This is a genomic window from Clostridium sp. (assembly GCF_032576335.1).
Lineage (GTDB): Bacteria > Bacillota > Clostridia > Oscillospirales > Acutalibacteraceae > Faecalispora.
Window position 1 is genome coordinate 111497 of record NZ_JAWFXC010000006.1, and the last position, 15123, is coordinate 126619.

Annotated in this window: 25 protein-coding genes; 22 read left to right on the top strand and 3 right to left on the bottom strand. The window is 47.8% G+C overall.

Annotated features, from left to right (window positions below):
• Window positions 1–47: 47 nt before the first annotated feature.
• The 3 genes from aroF to E7L17_RS08680 all read right to left on the bottom strand — a co-directional run bounded on the left by aroF (window position 48) and on the right by E7L17_RS08680 (window position 2797).
• Window positions 48–1064 carry a 3-deoxy-7-phosphoheptulonate synthase gene (gene aroF / locus E7L17_RS08670; RefSeq protein ID WP_316322864.1) on the bottom strand — a complete coding sequence of 339 codons (1017 nt, stop codon included), beginning with the start codon at window positions 1062–1064 and terminating at the stop codon, window positions 48–50.
• A gap of 311 nt (window positions 1065–1375) precedes the next feature.
• A complete protein-coding gene (locus E7L17_RS08675) occupies window positions 1376–1900 on the bottom strand; it encodes a shikimate kinase (RefSeq protein ID WP_316322865.1) in 525 nt (174 codons plus the stop codon).
• 6 nt (window positions 1901–1906) lie between these two features.
• Entirely contained in the window at window positions 1907–2797 is an 891-nt protein-coding gene (locus E7L17_RS08680) for a shikimate dehydrogenase (protein ID WP_316322866.1), read from the bottom strand.
• 704 nt (window positions 2798–3501) lie between these two features.
• On the opposite strand from E7L17_RS08680, the gene acpP reads away from it, so the two are divergent.
• The 22 genes from acpP to rplE all read left to right on the top strand — a co-directional run bounded on the left by acpP (window position 3502) and on the right by rplE (window position 15123).
• Entirely contained in the window at window positions 3502–3729 is a 228-nt protein-coding gene (gene acpP / locus E7L17_RS08685; protein WP_085831954.1) for an acyl carrier protein, read from the top strand.
• Window positions 3730–3974: 245 nt separating this feature from the next.
• Entirely contained in the window at window positions 3975–5096 is a 1122-nt protein-coding gene (locus E7L17_RS08690; protein ID WP_316323017.1) for a sodium ion-translocating decarboxylase subunit beta, read from the top strand.
• A gap of 14 nt (window positions 5097–5110) precedes the next feature.
• A complete protein-coding gene (locus E7L17_RS08695) occupies window positions 5111–5296 on the top strand; it encodes a hypothetical protein (protein ID WP_316322867.1) in 186 nt (61 codons plus the stop codon).
• Between the two features lie 18 nt (window positions 5297–5314).
• A complete protein-coding gene (proS, locus tag E7L17_RS08700; protein ID WP_316322868.1) occupies window positions 5315–6751 on the top strand; it encodes a proline--tRNA ligase in 1437 nt (478 codons plus the stop codon).
• A gap of 122 nt (window positions 6752–6873) precedes the next feature.
• A complete protein-coding gene (locus E7L17_RS08705) occupies window positions 6874–7170 on the top strand; it encodes a hypothetical protein (RefSeq protein WP_316322869.1) in 297 nt (98 codons plus the stop codon).
• On the top strand, window positions 7167–7463 hold the full coding sequence (locus tag E7L17_RS08710) for a hypothetical protein (protein WP_316322870.1): 297 nt from the start codon (window positions 7167–7169) through the stop codon (window positions 7461–7463). Before E7L17_RS08705 ends, E7L17_RS08710 begins: the two co-directional genes overlap by 4 nt.
• Before the next feature lies 1 nt (window position 7464).
• A complete protein-coding gene (locus E7L17_RS08715; RefSeq protein ID WP_316322871.1) occupies window positions 7465–8331 on the top strand; it encodes a hypothetical protein in 867 nt (288 codons plus the stop codon).
• A 54-nt stretch (window positions 8332–8385) separates the two neighbouring features.
• Complete coding sequence (locus tag E7L17_RS08720; RefSeq protein WP_316322872.1) at window positions 8386–8586, top strand: hypothetical protein; 201 nt, start codon at window positions 8386–8388, stop codon at window positions 8584–8586.
• Window positions 8587–8695: 109 nt separating this feature from the next.
• Window positions 8696–9007, top strand: a complete 312-nt coding sequence (gene rpsJ, locus E7L17_RS08725) for a 30S ribosomal protein S10 (protein WP_316322873.1) — start codon at window positions 8696–8698, stop codon at window positions 9005–9007.
• A gap of 69 nt (window positions 9008–9076) precedes the next feature.
• Window positions 9077–9709, top strand: coding sequence for a 50S ribosomal protein L3 (rplC, locus tag E7L17_RS08730; RefSeq protein WP_316322874.1), 633 nt, complete (start codon window positions 9077–9079; stop codon window positions 9707–9709).
• Between the two features lie 17 nt (window positions 9710–9726).
• Entirely contained in the window at window positions 9727–10350 is a 624-nt protein-coding gene (gene rplD / locus E7L17_RS08735) for a 50S ribosomal protein L4 (protein ID WP_316322875.1), read from the top strand.
• Window positions 10350–10640: a 50S ribosomal protein L23 gene (gene rplW, locus E7L17_RS08740; protein ID WP_316322876.1), complete on the top strand. Its 291-nt coding sequence runs from the start codon at window positions 10350–10352 to the stop codon at window positions 10638–10640. The genes rplD and rplW overlap by 1 nt, the downstream gene beginning before the upstream one ends.
• A gap of 116 nt (window positions 10641–10756) precedes the next feature.
• On the top strand, window positions 10757–11590 hold the full coding sequence (gene rplB / locus E7L17_RS08745) for a 50S ribosomal protein L2 (RefSeq protein ID WP_316322877.1): 834 nt from the start codon (window positions 10757–10759) through the stop codon (window positions 11588–11590).
• Window positions 11591–11614: 24 nt separating this feature from the next.
• Window positions 11615–11887, top strand: a complete 273-nt coding sequence (gene rpsS / locus E7L17_RS08750) for a 30S ribosomal protein S19 (protein ID WP_085831966.1) — start codon at window positions 11615–11617, stop codon at window positions 11885–11887.
• Between the two features lie 20 nt (window positions 11888–11907).
• Window positions 11908–12243, top strand: a complete 336-nt coding sequence (gene rplV / locus E7L17_RS08755) for a 50S ribosomal protein L22 (protein WP_316322878.1) — start codon at window positions 11908–11910, stop codon at window positions 12241–12243.
• 15 nt (window positions 12244–12258) lie between these two features.
• Complete coding sequence (rpsC, locus tag E7L17_RS08760) at window positions 12259–12924, top strand: 30S ribosomal protein S3 (protein ID WP_009065761.1); 666 nt, start codon at window positions 12259–12261, stop codon at window positions 12922–12924.
• Entirely contained in the window at window positions 12924–13352 is a 429-nt protein-coding gene (rplP, locus tag E7L17_RS08765) for a 50S ribosomal protein L16 (RefSeq protein ID WP_085831968.1), read from the top strand. Before rpsC ends, rplP begins: the two co-directional genes overlap by 1 nt.
• Window positions 13349–13555, top strand: a complete 207-nt coding sequence (gene rpmC / locus E7L17_RS08770; RefSeq protein WP_085831969.1) for a 50S ribosomal protein L29 — start codon at window positions 13349–13351, stop codon at window positions 13553–13555. The genes rplP and rpmC overlap by 4 nt, the downstream gene beginning before the upstream one ends.
• A gap of 20 nt (window positions 13556–13575) precedes the next feature.
• A complete protein-coding gene (gene rpsQ / locus E7L17_RS08775) occupies window positions 13576–13833 on the top strand; it encodes a 30S ribosomal protein S17 (RefSeq protein WP_316322879.1) in 258 nt (85 codons plus the stop codon).
• Window positions 13834–13861: 28 nt separating this feature from the next.
• The gene (gene rplN / locus E7L17_RS08780) at window positions 13862–14230 is read left to right on the top strand and encodes a 50S ribosomal protein L14 (protein WP_085831970.1); all 369 of its coding nucleotides are present in this window, start codon (window positions 13862–13864) and stop codon (window positions 14228–14230) included.
• A gap of 15 nt (window positions 14231–14245) precedes the next feature.
• A complete protein-coding gene (gene rplX / locus E7L17_RS08785; protein ID WP_009065525.1) occupies window positions 14246–14566 on the top strand; it encodes a 50S ribosomal protein L24 in 321 nt (106 codons plus the stop codon).
• Between the two features lie 17 nt (window positions 14567–14583).
• Window positions 14584–15123, top strand: coding sequence for a 50S ribosomal protein L5 (gene rplE / locus E7L17_RS08790; protein ID WP_316322880.1), 540 nt, complete (start codon window positions 14584–14586; stop codon window positions 15121–15123).

The following is a 15123-nucleotide window of genomic DNA, read 5'->3' on the forward strand; positions in this document are numbered from 1 at the left end:
AATACAGCACTCTCCTTACCAATTTGTTCAAGCTACGATCTAGTGGCTTACCGAGTTTTACCGAAAACCTCGCCAACCTCGAACAAACGGGAGGCGACCTTGTCGAACTGGTTGGGCGTTAAGGACTGTGCTCCATCCGAAAGAGCGTGGGGAGGGTCGTTGTGCACTTCAATGATTAATCCATCTGCACCAGCAGCAACGGCTGCCATCGCCAGAGGTTCAACCAACCATGCGATTCCGCCAGCGTGGCTGGGGTCCACAATTACCGGAAGGTGAGAAAGTTTTTTTAGTACCGGAATGGCTGAAATATCAAGCGTGTTACGGGTGTACGGCTCAAAGGTGCGAATTCCGCGTTCACAGAGAATAACCTGCTCGTTGCCGCCTGCCATAATGTATTCAGCGCTCATCAATAGTTCTTCAATCGTACTGGAAAGCCCACGCTTGAGGAGGATGGGCTTATTTATTTTGCCAAGCTCTTTGAGCAGCTCAAAGTTCTGCATGTTGCGTGCACCAACTTGAATAATGTCTACATCATCAAATAGCTCGAGGTGTGAAACACGCATAATTTCCGTGATGATTGGCAGACCCGTCTTTTTCTTTGCCTCACTCAAAAGCTCTAGGCCTTCTGCTTTCATGCCTTGGAAGGAGTAGGGAGAGGTGCGGGGCTTAAATGCGCCACCTCGCAGGAATTTTGCGCCTGCGCTCTTTACTCGCTCGGCAATTCCGCAAATTTGTTCTTCGCCCTCTACGGAGCATGGCCCGGCAATGAGGGTAAGGGAGCCATCGCCTATTTTTTGCCCACCGGGAAGCGTGATCACGGTGTTGTCTGGGTGGAACTTACGGTTCGATTTTTTGTAAGGCTCTTGTACGCGCTTTACGCTTTCCACCCAATCCTGTGCCGCTATATTATCCATATCTACACTTGAGGTATCTCCAATCAGGCCAAGAACGGTTCTCTGTGTGCCGACCCAAGTGTTTACCTGAAGCTCGTATTCGCCTGTAAGCCTCTGGATGAATTGTTCAAGCTGCTCTTTCGTGCATTCCGGTTTTAATACAATAATCATGTTAGTACCCTCCTAAAATGGTTTTAAATAAAAAAATAAGGGACGAGGCTGCCAGGCAGCTTCGTCCCTTACCAAATATTACTTTGCAAAAAGTCAGTGGCGTTCAGTACGCCCTGTGCAAGAAGTAAATTCAGACCGATGGAAACAGTCACGGCAGTATTCAGAGCATGCAAAATAATCCCACGCAAAAAAATAGCGGGGATAGCCAAAGCTTGTAAATCGCACACTGTTCTGAATAACGTTCATGAGAATGTTTCCTCCGATGAGTTGTTTTAAACTTGGGTTCATAATAAAATATCTTAATTTGTTTGTCAAGTGTTTTTGCTGAAAAAGAAACGTGCTTTTTGTAATATTTGCTCGCACACGTCGTCTGGGCTGTAATCTGCATTTACGCTAAGATGTGCAGCGGTACGGTACAGTGGGATTCGTTTTGCATATAGTATGCGCAAAAATTCTTGCCGGTCATCCCTTTGTAAAAGAGGACGGTCATCTAAACCGTTTAGGCGTTGCTCCACAGCGTTCAGAGAAGCATCTAGGTGGATAAGGACTCCGCCTTTGCGTAAGATTTCAACATTTTCTTCTTTTAATACGGCACCGCCGCCTGTTGCAATAATAAGGTTGTTTTGTTCGGAGAGCTTACGTGCCGCTTTGGTTTCAAGCTTTCGAAAGCCTTCTTCACCTTGCTCAGCAAAAATTTGAGTCACGGTTTTGCCTTCTTGCTGTTCAATATATTGGTCAAGGTCAAAAAAAGCTCTGCCGCTTTTTTGGGCAAGCACCTGCCCAACGGTTGTTTTTCCACTCCCCATAAACCCGCATAACACAATATTGCCGCACATCTGCAATCACTCCTTCTTACCGCCAAACATGCGGTTCATTTCTAAAATTGCACTTTTACTAATTCGGGAAATCTGTTCTGGTTCAAACTCCGCCCCATACCAAATGCTTTGAGCCGCAGCTGCCTGCCACACTAGCATATCCATTCCGCCAATTGCCTTAGCTCCGGCATTGCGCGCTTTTTTTAAGAATTCGGTTTCATCCGGATTATAGACTGCATCAAATACAGCAGTTGCATTTCGGTATAATTCATCAGGTAGCTGGGGAATAGTATGGTTGCTTGGGTACATGCCAAGTGGAGTGCCGTTTGCAATTAGGCCATAGGCTTCGCTGGGGTCAAGATCATTGTACTGACAGACATGTACAATAGAATCTTTTTGCTGTTTCTGCATACGCTCCCGCAGCGATTCTGCAAGTAAAGCAGCGGAGGAAAGTCCGCTTTCACGAACACAAATTGTAATATCTGGAAAATAGGACGCATCGGCCAGCTCAAAAGCTATTACGCGAGAAACGCCTCCGCTGCCAAGTATTAGGTTTTTGCTACCCATGGCAATACCGGCAGATCGCAGAGATTTTTGAAAACCGATACCGTCTGTAGTAAAACCACAAAGTCGGCCAGCCTCATTTTTAATCGTATTTACGGAGGAAAATGCTGCCGCCGTTTCGTCAATTTCATGAAGCAGTGCCATTACGGCTTGCTTATGCGGAATGGTAACGTTAAAACCATCGAGCTGAAGAAAGCGTTCCTTGTGTGCTGGCTCTGTCAGCTCCTTCGGTGAGACCGATAGCACCGTGTAATCCGCATCGATTCCCGATAGGCGAAACAGTTCGTTGTGGATAAACGGCGACATAGTGTGGCCAACGGGAAAGCCGATTAGGCCAAAATGATATTTTTTCATGATAGATTCCTCCTCGGTATCTGCCGAAAGGATTTTTGACTGAGGTTCTGAAAACTGCTTTTAAGTTTCTCCAATATGCAGAGCATGTTAAAAGATGAAATTACACAGAATTATCATTCCGTTTTATTCCATACATAGCAGCACTCTCCCGAAATTACAAAAAAGGGACGAGGCTGCTATGCAGCTTCGTCCCTTACTAAACATTACGTTGGCTATTTTTCAGTAGCGTTTAGAACGCCCGGCGCCAGTAATAAATTCAGATGGGTGAAAACAGTCATGGCAGCAATTGGAGCATGCGAAAAAATCCCACGCAAAATAAAAGCGGGGATAGCTAAAGCTTGTAAATCGCACACTGTTTCGAATTGCGCCCATAAATGAAAACCCTCCGGTATTCTTTTCTTTCGACTTGCGTTCATCATAAACAATCTGAAAAAGTTTGTCAAGAAATTTTTTAAAATGGAAATTTAAGTCATTGATAAAGGGAGATGATCTGAACAGGGACACAGAAAGCTTGGTTGAATAAAAAATGAATTTCTCATTTGAAAAGTTCTTAAAAAAGAAATAATCAGGAATGTGATAATTTCTATTGACAAAGAGAAAGTTTGCTAATAATATGTGGGTAGGGAAATTGTAGGATACAATACAATATTCTAGATTGCTCGTGTGCGATCATTTTTTATTACATTCGGTAAGGAGGAAAAAGGATGGTTTTTGAGAAGGTGAAGGCGATCCTCAGCGAACAGTTCGATGTTGAGGAGGACTCCATTACTTTAGACACATCCGTTGTGGATGACCTAGGTGCGGATTCTTTGGATGTGGTCGATTTGTTGATGTCGATTGAAGATGAATTTGAAATCGAGATTCCCGACACGGAGGTCGATAACATTAAAACGGTCGGGGAACTTGTGAAATACATTGAAGGCCATGTTTAAAACTGTATAAAACTAGCATAAATATGGTTAAAACTGTATATTCTACAAAAAAAGAAAGCCGTTGTGCCTAGCACAGCGGTTTTTTTGTGATTTTTTAGTCTTTTGACTTGAAAATCACAAGGGAAGCCGATATAATGTATGAAGTTAGCATGGAAAATAAAATATTTTCAAAAGGAGAGTAAAAATCGTTGAATGAATTCAGCTTTTTAGTTGACGGCGTGCAGTATATGGCCGCCCACCCGAAAATGCTGGTCATGTGGGCAGTTGGAGCGCTTCTCATTTGGCTTGCAATCGAAAAAGATTTTGAACCCGCACTGTTGCTTCCTATGGGCTTTGGTGCAATCCTCGTTAACTTACCCATGCCGGGTGTGCTTGGCAACATTGTTGTTGATGCTGCCGGACATACTTCTGTTGAGGGAGCACCTGGTATTGTTACCTGGCTGTTCCAGACCGGTATTGAAACATCCGAAGCATTCCCGCTTCTGCTGTTTGTAGGTATTGGTGCAATGATCGACTTTGGACCCCTTCTTTCCAACCCCCGGATGCTTCTGTTCGGTGGTGCGGCACAGTTTGGTATCTTCCTGACTGTTGTGCTGGCAGTATTGCTTGGCTTCCCGCTGAAGGATGCAATGAGCATTGGTGTTATCGGTGCCGCTGATGGCCCGACTTCCATTCTCGTTTCCCAGACACTGGGCAGTGCTTATATGGGTGCAATTGCCGTTGCGGCGTATTCGTACATGGCTCTGGTGCCAGTTATTCAGCCCTTAGCAATTAAGATGGTAACCACCAAGAAAGAGCGTATGATTCGTATGCCCTACAACCCGAAGTCTGTTACCAAAACCACTAAGATTTTGTTCCCCATCATTGTTACTCTGATCGCGGGTATGATTGCTCCCGATTCCGTAGCACTGGTAGGATTCTTGATGTTTGGTAACCTGATTCGCGAGAGCGGTCGCCTCGAGAGCCTGTCTCAGACAGCACAGGGCCCGCTGGCAAACTTGATTACCATTTTCCTCGGTATTACCATTGCGTTTACCATGCAGGCAGAACGCTTCCTGAACATGGGTACATTAATCGTTATGGCACTGGGTCTGTTTGCGTTTGTTTTCGACACCATTGGTGGCGTTGTATTCGCAAAGATTCTGAATGTCTTCCTGCCCCAGGGTAAGAAGATTAACCCCATGGTTGGTGGTGCAGGTATCTCTGCATTCCCGATGTCCGCTCGTGTTATCCAGAAGATGGCACTCAAAGAGGACAACCAGAACCACCTGCTGATGCATGCAGTTGGTGCAAACGTTGCTGGTCAGATCGGTTCCGTTGTTGCTGGCGGTATCATTCTGTCTCTGGCTAAAGTATTCTTGGCTTAAGGAGGGCTTGTATTATGAATTTGACTATGTTAGCAATTGCTTTTCAAGGCGTTATGGGCCCTGTTGAGTCTAGCTCAATTGACCATTCTCTTGAACTAATGGGCAAGGGAATGCTCGGTATTTTTATCGTTATGATTTTGATTTACGCTCTGATTGTCGGCCTGGAGAAATTCACAGGCGGCAAAAAGGAGAAGAAGTAATAAGGAGCAAAGAAACTCATGGCCGAAAAAAAGAAATTGGTAGAGGCCATTACTCCTATGGAGGAGGACTTTGCCAGATGGTATACCGATATTGTTAAGAAAGCAGAATTGATGGATTATTCCAGTGTGCGCGGCTGTATGGTAATTGAACCGTATGGCTTCGCCATTTGGGAAAACATCCGTGACCTTTTGGATAAGCGCTTTAAGGAACTGGGGCACCAGAATGTTTCGATGCCAATGTTTATTCCGGAAAGCCTGCTCCAAAAAGAGAAGGATCATGTGGAGGGTTTTGCACCCGAGGTTGCGTGGGTAACCCATGGCGGCAGCGAGGAGCTTCCCGAACGCCTTTGCGTTCGCCCTACATCTGAAACCTTGTTCTGTGATTATTACGCGCGTAAAATTCAATCTTGGCGTGACCTGCCAAAGCTTTACAACCAATGGTGTTCTGTAGTGCGGTGGGAGAAAACCACTCGCCCGTTCCTTCGTTCGGTGGAATTCCACTGGCAGGAGGGCCACACCATGCACGAAACGCCGGAAGAAGCTAAGGCTGAAACCGAGCAGATGCTGCGAGTGTATGCAGAGCTTTGTGAGAATGAGCTTTCCATTCCTGTTATTAAGGGAAGAAAGACCGACAAGGAAAAGTTTGCCGGCGCGGAAATGACTTATACCATTGAGGCCATGATGCATGACGGCAAGGCGCTGCAGTCCGGTACCAGCCATTATTTTGGCGACGGGTTTGCAAAAGCCTTTGACATCACGTTCCAAGGCAGAGATAATTCCGTTTGCCACCCTTACCAAACCTCATGGGGCCTTAGCACCCGTATCATTGGTGGAATCATTATGACCCACGGTGATAACAGCGGTTTGGTTCTGCCCCCGGCAATTGCACCCATTCAGGTTGTGATTGTACCGGTGGCGCAGCACAAGGAAGGCGTTCTGGAAAAAGCCAGAGAACTGGAGCAAAGGCTCAAAAAGGTTTGCCGTGTTCTGGTGGACGACAGTGATCAATCGCCCGGCTGGAAATTTGCTCAGTACGAAATGAAAGGGGTTCCGATCCGTTTGGAGATCGGACCCAAGGATATAGAGAAGGACCAATGTGTGCTGGTCCGCAGAACAGACCGTGAGAAGACGTTTGTCTCTCTGGCTGAACTGGAACAGGCTGTATTGGATCAACTCGAAACGGTTCGCAAGGGAATGTACGAAGCGGCGCTTAACCGCCGTGAGAGTATGACCTACACCGTAAAGACATTGGATGAATTCCGCCAAGTTGCGGATGAAAAGCCAGGCTTTGTAAAAGCAATGTGGTGCGGCAGTACCGAATGTGAGGATAAACTAAAGGAATTGGTTGGAGTTACCTCCCGTTGTATGCCCTTTGAGCAGGAACAGATTACGGAGACCTGTGTCTGCTGTGGGCAAAAGGCCAAAGCGATGGTTTATTGGGGCAAGGCGTATTAAGGCTTTACCGTAACCGTGGTTTAAACCAGTGGAAATGATGTTTAGAGGGGAAAGAGGATGTCTGTCATCCCTTTCCCTTTTTTCCTTTTATGAAGAATAAGAAAGGGGGAAAAGAGAAACCTATGAAAAAGGTCTGCAAAGGTTTACTGATTTCATCTGTGTTATGGCTTGGTGCCGCGGCACTGGCTGGCTGGAAGCTGCAACAAAAAATTGGTGATGACGCAATGGCGATTGGGATCATCGCTTCTGCGGATGGCCCTACTTCAATTGTAGTAAATAAAAAGGGTAAGTTACGGGGCTGGACATACGGTTTTTTTCACTCATCACTTTTCTTCGCGAATTTGTTTTCTCCAATAATGATTCTGGCTAAGAGGGAACAAATGAAACGGTATATTGGGAGAAAGAGAAAACAGTTATGAGGAAATGGTTTGTTCGTTGTGTGGCGGTAGTTGTTTTTGCTGCTGCGGTACAGGGTTGGCGTTTTTACAAGGAGTTGTATCCTTACCCGATTATGTTTACAACAAAAATAGAATCAGAGGAAGATTACGATCTTTTGGATGGCCCCGCTTCTGTAATGATAAGTGACGATATGTTCCGGGGGCCAAAAGGCATATTGAATAAAATGGCTCTATTTTTTTGCAACCGAATGATTTCTGCTCGCGCGATGATTGTACGAAGCAAGTTGAAGATTTCTACTAAAAGGGGAAGATGATATGAAACAACTAATTGCAGTAGGGGCGGCCGTTGCGCTGCTGTTTTCTCTGCTCACAGGGTGCGTACAACGCGGCGCGCAAAGCTCTGCTCCATCTTCTTCCGAAGAACTCTCGCTGCCGGAATCGTCATTGCCAGAGCAATCCGAAGTATCCTCTGACGCAGAGTCGTCTGAACCGGATAGCTCAGAGCAGGTTTCCACGGCTGCGGTACGTCGTGAGCTGTTTCGTTTTCAAAGCAATGGAAAGAACTATACGATTGCCTATCCTGTATTTCTTGGGATGAAGCACTCGGAAGCGTTGAATGCGGCGGTGAAAGAGGCGGCACTCCGTGATGCGGAGGTTGGCGGATATGTAGAAGAACGAGATGCATCCTCCAAACAAACCGTGCAGGTCACCATCCGCACAGACTATGAGTTGACCCGCCAAAGTGGTAATTACGTGAGCGTACTGTTTACGGTTATGTTTGGCCGCTCAGATGCTGCTCACCCTAGCAAATATACTCGCTCAGTAAATTTTGACCTTCAAACAGGAAAAGCCCTTTCATCTTCTGATTTACTAAAGCAGGAGGAAGATTTGTATGAGGTAGTTTGGGAGGCGGTACGCGACAATGCCCCACCTGAAATTGCCGAGGCGCTTTCGTCTTCCACAATCGCGCAAAATTTTCAAGAAACATCCGTTTATATGACTCCGGACGGAATTGGCTTTTCACTCCCGTTGCCTTATGTGTTGGGAGATGTATACCAGATTGTGGTACCTTATTTTGAGATGAAGCCATTTCTAAAGGTGGATGTAAATCCAGAAGAGCATGCACTGAATCAGTTCCGCAAGCAGATGGAAGAAGACACATTTGAATCAAAAACGCTTTAGTTAATATGAACAAATATTACAGTAAAATTTCTTACACAAAAGAGAAAAAAATTCTTGCAATCTGTTTTCCCATATGGTATTATAATTGAGCGTGACTGCGACAGATATGCGATGAAGCGGGAGGTTGCGGCAGAAATGCCGGTTTTTCCGTGGAGTATGTCCGATTTTAAACCGGGCGACAGATATTTTGGGACAGAACAAGGCCATACGTGCGCCGTTTTGCCCAGACGTTTTTTTGTGCCTTTCCCGGATTAACTTCGCTTGAGAAGTCAATCCGGTTTTTAATGTGTAAGGGTGAAACACCCGGAGCAGTGTTAGGTTTTAAAAACGCCGCCCGCCAACTATTAACAAGGAGGCGATTCAAGTGGCAGTCAAAGAAAAAATCAGGATCAGAATTAAGGGTTACGATCATCAGCTGGTAGACCAGTCTGCAGAGAAGATCGTTGCAACAGCAAAGCGTACAGGCGCCAGAGTATCCGGCCCCGTTCCGCTGCCGACTGAAAAGCAGATCATCACCGTTCTGCGCGCTGTTCATAAGTACAAAGACAGCCGTGAGCAGTTCGAGATGAGAACCCATAAGAGACTGATCGACATCCTCAGACCCTCTAACAAAACAGTAGAGGCAATGATGGGCCTGGAACTTCCCGCGGGCGTCGAGATTGAGATTAAACTCTAATCGACCAACCGAGCGGCTGGGGTCACGTTGGTGAAAAACCAACCAATAACCTGCATAGGAGGTAAAAACATGCAAAAAGCAATCATTGGCAAGAAGATTGGCATGACGCAAATCTTCGATGAAAAGGGGAATGTTGTTCCCGTCACTGTTGTTGTAGCTGGTCCCTGCGTTGTTTCGCAGAAAAAGACAGTTGATAACGATGGTTACGCAGCAATTCAGGTCGGTTTTGGCGACAGAAAGCTTAACCGTTTGAATAAACCCCTGAAGGGCCACTTCGCAAAAGCGGACGTAGCTCCCAAAAGAACTCTGAGAGAGTTCAGACTCTCCAACACAGACGCCTATAACGTAGGCGACCTGATCAAGGCCGATGTCTTCGAAAAAGGGGACAAGGTTGATGTTTCCGGCACGAGCAAGGGTAAGGGTTACGCCGGTGCGATTAAGCGCTGGAACTTCCAGAGACTGAAAGAAACCCACGGTACCGGCCCTGTTGCCAGACACCGCGGTTCTCTGGGTGCCAACTCCAGCCCCTCCAGAGTGTTTAAGGGCCTGAAGGCTGCTGGACACATGGGTGCTGAAAAGGTTACCGTTCAGAATTTGACCGTTGTCAAGGTAGATGCCGAAAACAATCTGATCGCTATTAAAGGGGCTATCCCTGGTCCTAACGGCGGCGTTGTTGTCATCCGCGACAGCGTGAAGGCGTAAGGGAAGGAGGAATTAGAATGCCGAAAGTAGCAGTACTTGATATGGCTGGTAAGGAAGTTGGACAAATCGAACTTGCTGAAGCTATATTCGGAATTGAACCCAATGTCGCAGTAATGCATCAGCTGGTGAAAAACTATCTGGCAAATCAGCGTCAAGGCACACAATCTGCGCTAACTCGCGCGGAGGTTGCCGGCGGCGGTAGAAAACCCTGGCGCCAGAAGGGCACCGGTCACGCAAGACAGGGCTCCATCCGCGCTCCCCAGTGGAGACACGGCGGTGTCGTATTTGCACCGAAGCCCCGCGACTACAGATATACCGTGAACAAGAAGGTTCGCCGTCTTGCCATGAAATCTGCTTTCTCTAGCAAGGTGATCGACAACGAGATTATTGTTCTTGATCAAATTGCAATGGATGAATACAAAACAAAGGTGATCGTTTCCATGCTCCAGGCGCTTGGCGCTGACAAGAAGGCTTTGATCGTTCTCCCTGAAGAGAACAAGAAGGTCATTGCTTCCGCTGCAAACCTGCAGGGCGTGAAAACAGCCACCGTAAATACTCTGAATGTCTACGACATCCTCAATGCTGATAAGTTCATCGTGCTTAAGGATGCTGTGGCCAAGATCGAGGAGGTGTATGCGTAATGACTGCACATGAGATTGTTGTTCGACCGATTATTACTGAAAAAAGCATGAGCACCATTAGCGCTAAGAAGTACACCTTCGAGGTTGCCCGCAATGCTACCAAAATTGATATTGCGCGCGCTATCGAGGAGCTTTTTAAGGTTAAGGTTGCTAAGGTGAACACATTGCATGTTCGCGGGCATCTGCGCCGTCAGGGCAGAACCCAGGGCTACACTGCTGCTTGGAAGAAAGCAGTTGTTGCTCTAACCGAAGACAGCAAGCCGATCGAATTCTTCGAGGGTATGATGTAATATCGGCTTTTCGATATTACCACTTAGTATACAGAATCCTGCCGATCCTGAGGCAGGGGCAAAGTATGGGGATTTGGCTAATCCCCGCAAAGCCACAACAAGGAGTGTGAAACCGAATGCCTATTATTAACTATAAACCGACGACCGCGGGTCGCCGCAATATGTCGGTAACAGATTATTCTAAGCTCTCCAAAAAAGGCCCTGAGAAGAGCCTGTTGGAGCCGCTGAATAAAAAGTCCGGCCGTAACAGCTATGGCAGAATCACGGTTCGCCATCGCGGAGGCGGAAACCGCAAGAAGTACCGCGTGATCGATTTCAAGCGCCAGAGAGCAGACATTCCGGCCACGGTTCTTACTTTAGAGTATGATCCCAACCGTTCCGCTTTCATTGCACTCGTTCAATACGAGGATGGCCAGAAGAGCTACATCATTGCTCCCCACGGTCTGAAAGTTGGCGACACAATCGTTTCCGGTGCGGGTGCAGATATTAAGCCCGGCAATGCATTGCCGCTTGCAAATATCCCCACTGGTACCTTTATCCACAACGTTGAGCTTTACCCCGGCAAGGGCGGCCAGTTGGCTCGTTCTGCTGGTAACCAGGCTCAGCTTATGGCAAAGGAAAACGGGATGGCGCTGCTTCGTTTGCCTTCCGGTGAGCTTCGCAACGTTTCTCAGCTGTGCATGGCTACCATTGGCCAGGTCAGCAACCTCGATCACGAGAATGTAAAGATCGGTAAAGCCGGTCGTAAGCGCCACATGGGTTGGCGTCCTACCGTTCGCGGCTCTGTTATGAACCCGAACGATCACCCCCACGGTGGTGGTGAAGGTAAATCTCCCGTTGGTCGTCCCGGCCCTGTTACCCCCTGGGGTAAACCTGCACTGGGTTACAAGACTCGTTCTAAGAAGAACCGCTCCGATAAGTTTATCGTGAAGCGCAGAAATAGTAAGTAAGGCGGACAGAAAGGAGCTTAACTGATGAGCAGAAGTGTGAAAAAGGGTCCTTATGTTCAGCCTATCCTGCTGAAAAGGATTCAAGAGATGAACGCCGCCGGTGAAAAGAAAATCATCAAGAGCTGGAGCAGAGCTTCGATTATTTTCCCGGATTTCGTCGGTCATACCATTGCCGTCCATGACGGCCGCAAGCATGTTCCGGTTTATGTTACCGAAGATATGGTTGGGCACAAGCTCGGTGAGTTTGCCCCCACCAGAACCTTTAAAGGTCACGCCGGATCCAAAACTACCAGATAAGGCCGAAAGGAGTGTATACAATGGAAGCAAGGGCTTATTTGAAATACGCCCGTATTTCTCCCCGCAAAGTATCAATTGTGCTGGATTTGATCCGGGGCAAGGATACAGAGCTTGCAATGGCTATCCTGAAGCATACCCCAAAGGCCGCAACTGAAGACCTTCAGAAGTTGCTGAAGTCGGCCATTGCTAATGCTGAGAATAACCATAATATGGACGTTACCAGACTGTACGTTGCAGAGTGCTTCGTCAGCCCTGGCCCGATCCTCAAGCGCATTCGCCCCAGAGCGCAGGGTCGCGCGTTCAGAATTTTGAAAAGAACTTCGCACGTTACCCTCGTGCTCAAGGAAAAAGAATAGCGGAGGAGGTAAACTATGGGCCAGAAAATCAATCCACACGGCTTTCGTGTGGGCGTAATTAAAGATTGGGATTCCCGCTGGTTCGCGAAGGACAATGTCTTTGGCGACACCCTGGTCGAGGATTACAAGCTGCGTAAAACACTGAAGAAGCAGCTCGCTTCCGCGGGTGTTCCTAAAATTGAGATTGAGCGTGACGCTTCTAAGGTTCGCGTTCACATCCATTGCGCAAAGCCCGGCATGGTCATTGGCAAGGGCGGCGCAGAGATTGAAAAGCTACGTGTACAGTGCGAAGCGATGCTGGGTAAGCCGGTATCCATCAATATCGTTGAGGTGAAATCCCCCGATTTGAATGCACAGCTCGTTGCTGAAAACATTGCTCAGCAGCTCGAAAAGAGAATTTCGTTCCGCCGTGCAATGAAGCAGTGCATGGGCCGCGCTATGAAGCTCGGCGCAAAAGGCATTAAAACTCAGGTTTCCGGCCGTTTGGGCGGTGCTGAAATTGCCCGTACTGAGCACTACCATGAGGGAACTATCCCGCTGCAGACCATCCGTGCAGACATCGACTACGGTTTTGCCGAGGCTGCTACCACCTATGGCCGTATTGGCGTAAAGGTGTGGATCTACAGAGGCGAGGTTCTTCATGATAACCGCAAGCCCAAGAGGGAAGGAGGCAATAAATAATGTTGCTGCCTAAACGTGTGAAATACCGCAGAGTGCACCGCGGTCGTATGACCGGTAAAGCATATCGCGGAAGCAAGGTCGCATACGGCGATTTCGGCCTGCAGGCTACAGAGCCTGCCTGGATCACTTCGAACCAGATTGAGGCTGCCCGTATTGCAATGACCCGTTACACAAAGAGATTCGGTAAAGTCTGGATCAAGATTTTCCCGGATAAGCCTGTTACTAAGAAGCCGGCAGAAACCCGCATGGGTTCCGGTAAAGGCGCACCTGAGTATTGGGTGGCTGTTGTTAAACCCGGCAGAGTTATGTTTGAAATCGGCGGTGTTGCTGAAGAAACCGCTAGAGAGGCAATGCGCCTTGCTGCAAACAAGCTGCCGATTAAATGCAAGTTTGTCAAGAAGGAAGAAACGGGTGGTGAGCAATCATGAAGGCCGCAGAGATTAGAGAGTTGACAACCGAAGAGCTGCAAAGCAAGCTGAAGGATCTCAAAGAAGAGCTTTTCAACCTGCGTTTTCAGCTTGCCATTAATCAGCTTGACAACCCGATGCGAATTTCCGCTGTCAAAAAGGACATTGCCCGCATTAAGACAATTCTGCGTGACAATGAGCTTAAGGACAGCGCGAAAGCGTAATGGGAAGGGAGGATTAAGCTGTGAGTGACAGAAATATGAGAAAAACCAACGTCGGCAAGGTCGTCAGTAATAAGATGGACAAAACCGCCGTTGTCGCTATCCAAGACAGCGTGAAGCATCCGCTTTACAATAAGATTATCAAACGTACCGTGAAACTTAAGGTTCATGATGAGAACAATGAGTGCACCATCGGTGACCGTGTGCGTGTGATGGAGACCCGTCCCCTTTCCAAAGAAAAAAGATGGCGTCTTGTTGAAATTATTGAGAAAGCCAAATAAGTAGCTTTGAGCGAAGGAGGAACGCACTGTGATACAACAGCAGACTTACCTCAAGGTTGCCGATAACACCGGCGCGAAAGAGCTTATGTGCATTCGCGTGCTGGGCGGCACCGGCAGAAGGTATGCCAATATTGGCGACGTTGTGGTGGCTTCCGTTAAAAAAGCAGCACCCGGCGGCGTTGTTAAAAAAGGCGACGTTGTTAAAGCGGTTATTGTTCGTACCGCTTTTGGCGTTCGCCGCCAAGACGGAACGTATATCCGCTTCGACGAGAATGCGGCGGTTCTGATTAAAGATGATAAAAATCCTAGGGGCACGCGTATCTTTGGGCCTGTTGCCAGAGAATTGCGCGACAAAGATTACCTGAAAATCTTAAGCCTTGCCCCGGAAGTACTGTAATGGAGGTGTTCACTAATGAATAACAAAGTTCATGTAAAAACTGGTGACACCGTCATCATTTTGAGCGGCAAAGAGCGCGGCAAACAGGGAAAGGTTCTAGCGGTTAGCCCCAAAGAGGGGAAAGTAATCGTTGAGGGCCGCAACATGGTAACCAAGCATGTAAAGCCCCGCAAAATGGGTGCCCCGGGCGGACTCGTAAAGGCCGAGGGCGCTCTGTACGCCTGCAAGGTTCAGATCGTTTGCCCTCGCTGCGGAAAGCCCACTCGTGTTGCGCATAAGCTCTATGAGGACGGCACCAAAGACCGCGTTTGCGTAAAATGCGGCGAGTCGCTGTAAGGGAGGAAAGATAGGACATGGCCAGACTGAAGGAGTTTTACAAGCAGGAGGTCTCGCCCGCGCTCATGAAGAAATTCGGCTACAAGAGTGTGATGGAGATCCCCAAGCTCGACAAAATAGTCATTAATGTAGGCGCCGGTGAGGCTCGTGACAATTCTAAGGTAATCGACGCCATTATGACTGACATTGCAGCGATTACCGGCCAGAAGCCCCAGGTTTGCAAAGCGAAGAAATCTGTTGCAAACTTTAAGCTGCGTGAAGGCATGAATATCGGCGTTAAGGTTACGCTCAGAGGAGCGAACATGTATGAGTTTCTCGACCGTTTCTTCAATGTCTCACTGCCTCGCGTTAGAGACTTTAGAGGCATTAACCCGAATTCCTTTGACGGACGCGGCAACTACAACATGGGCATTAAGGAGCAGCTGATTTTCCCCGAAATCGAGTATGATAAAATCGACAAGGTACGTGGAATGGATATCTGCTTCGTAACCACCGCAAAAACCGACGAAGAGGCTCGCGAGCTGCTAACGCTCATGGGCGCTCCGTTTGCGAGATAA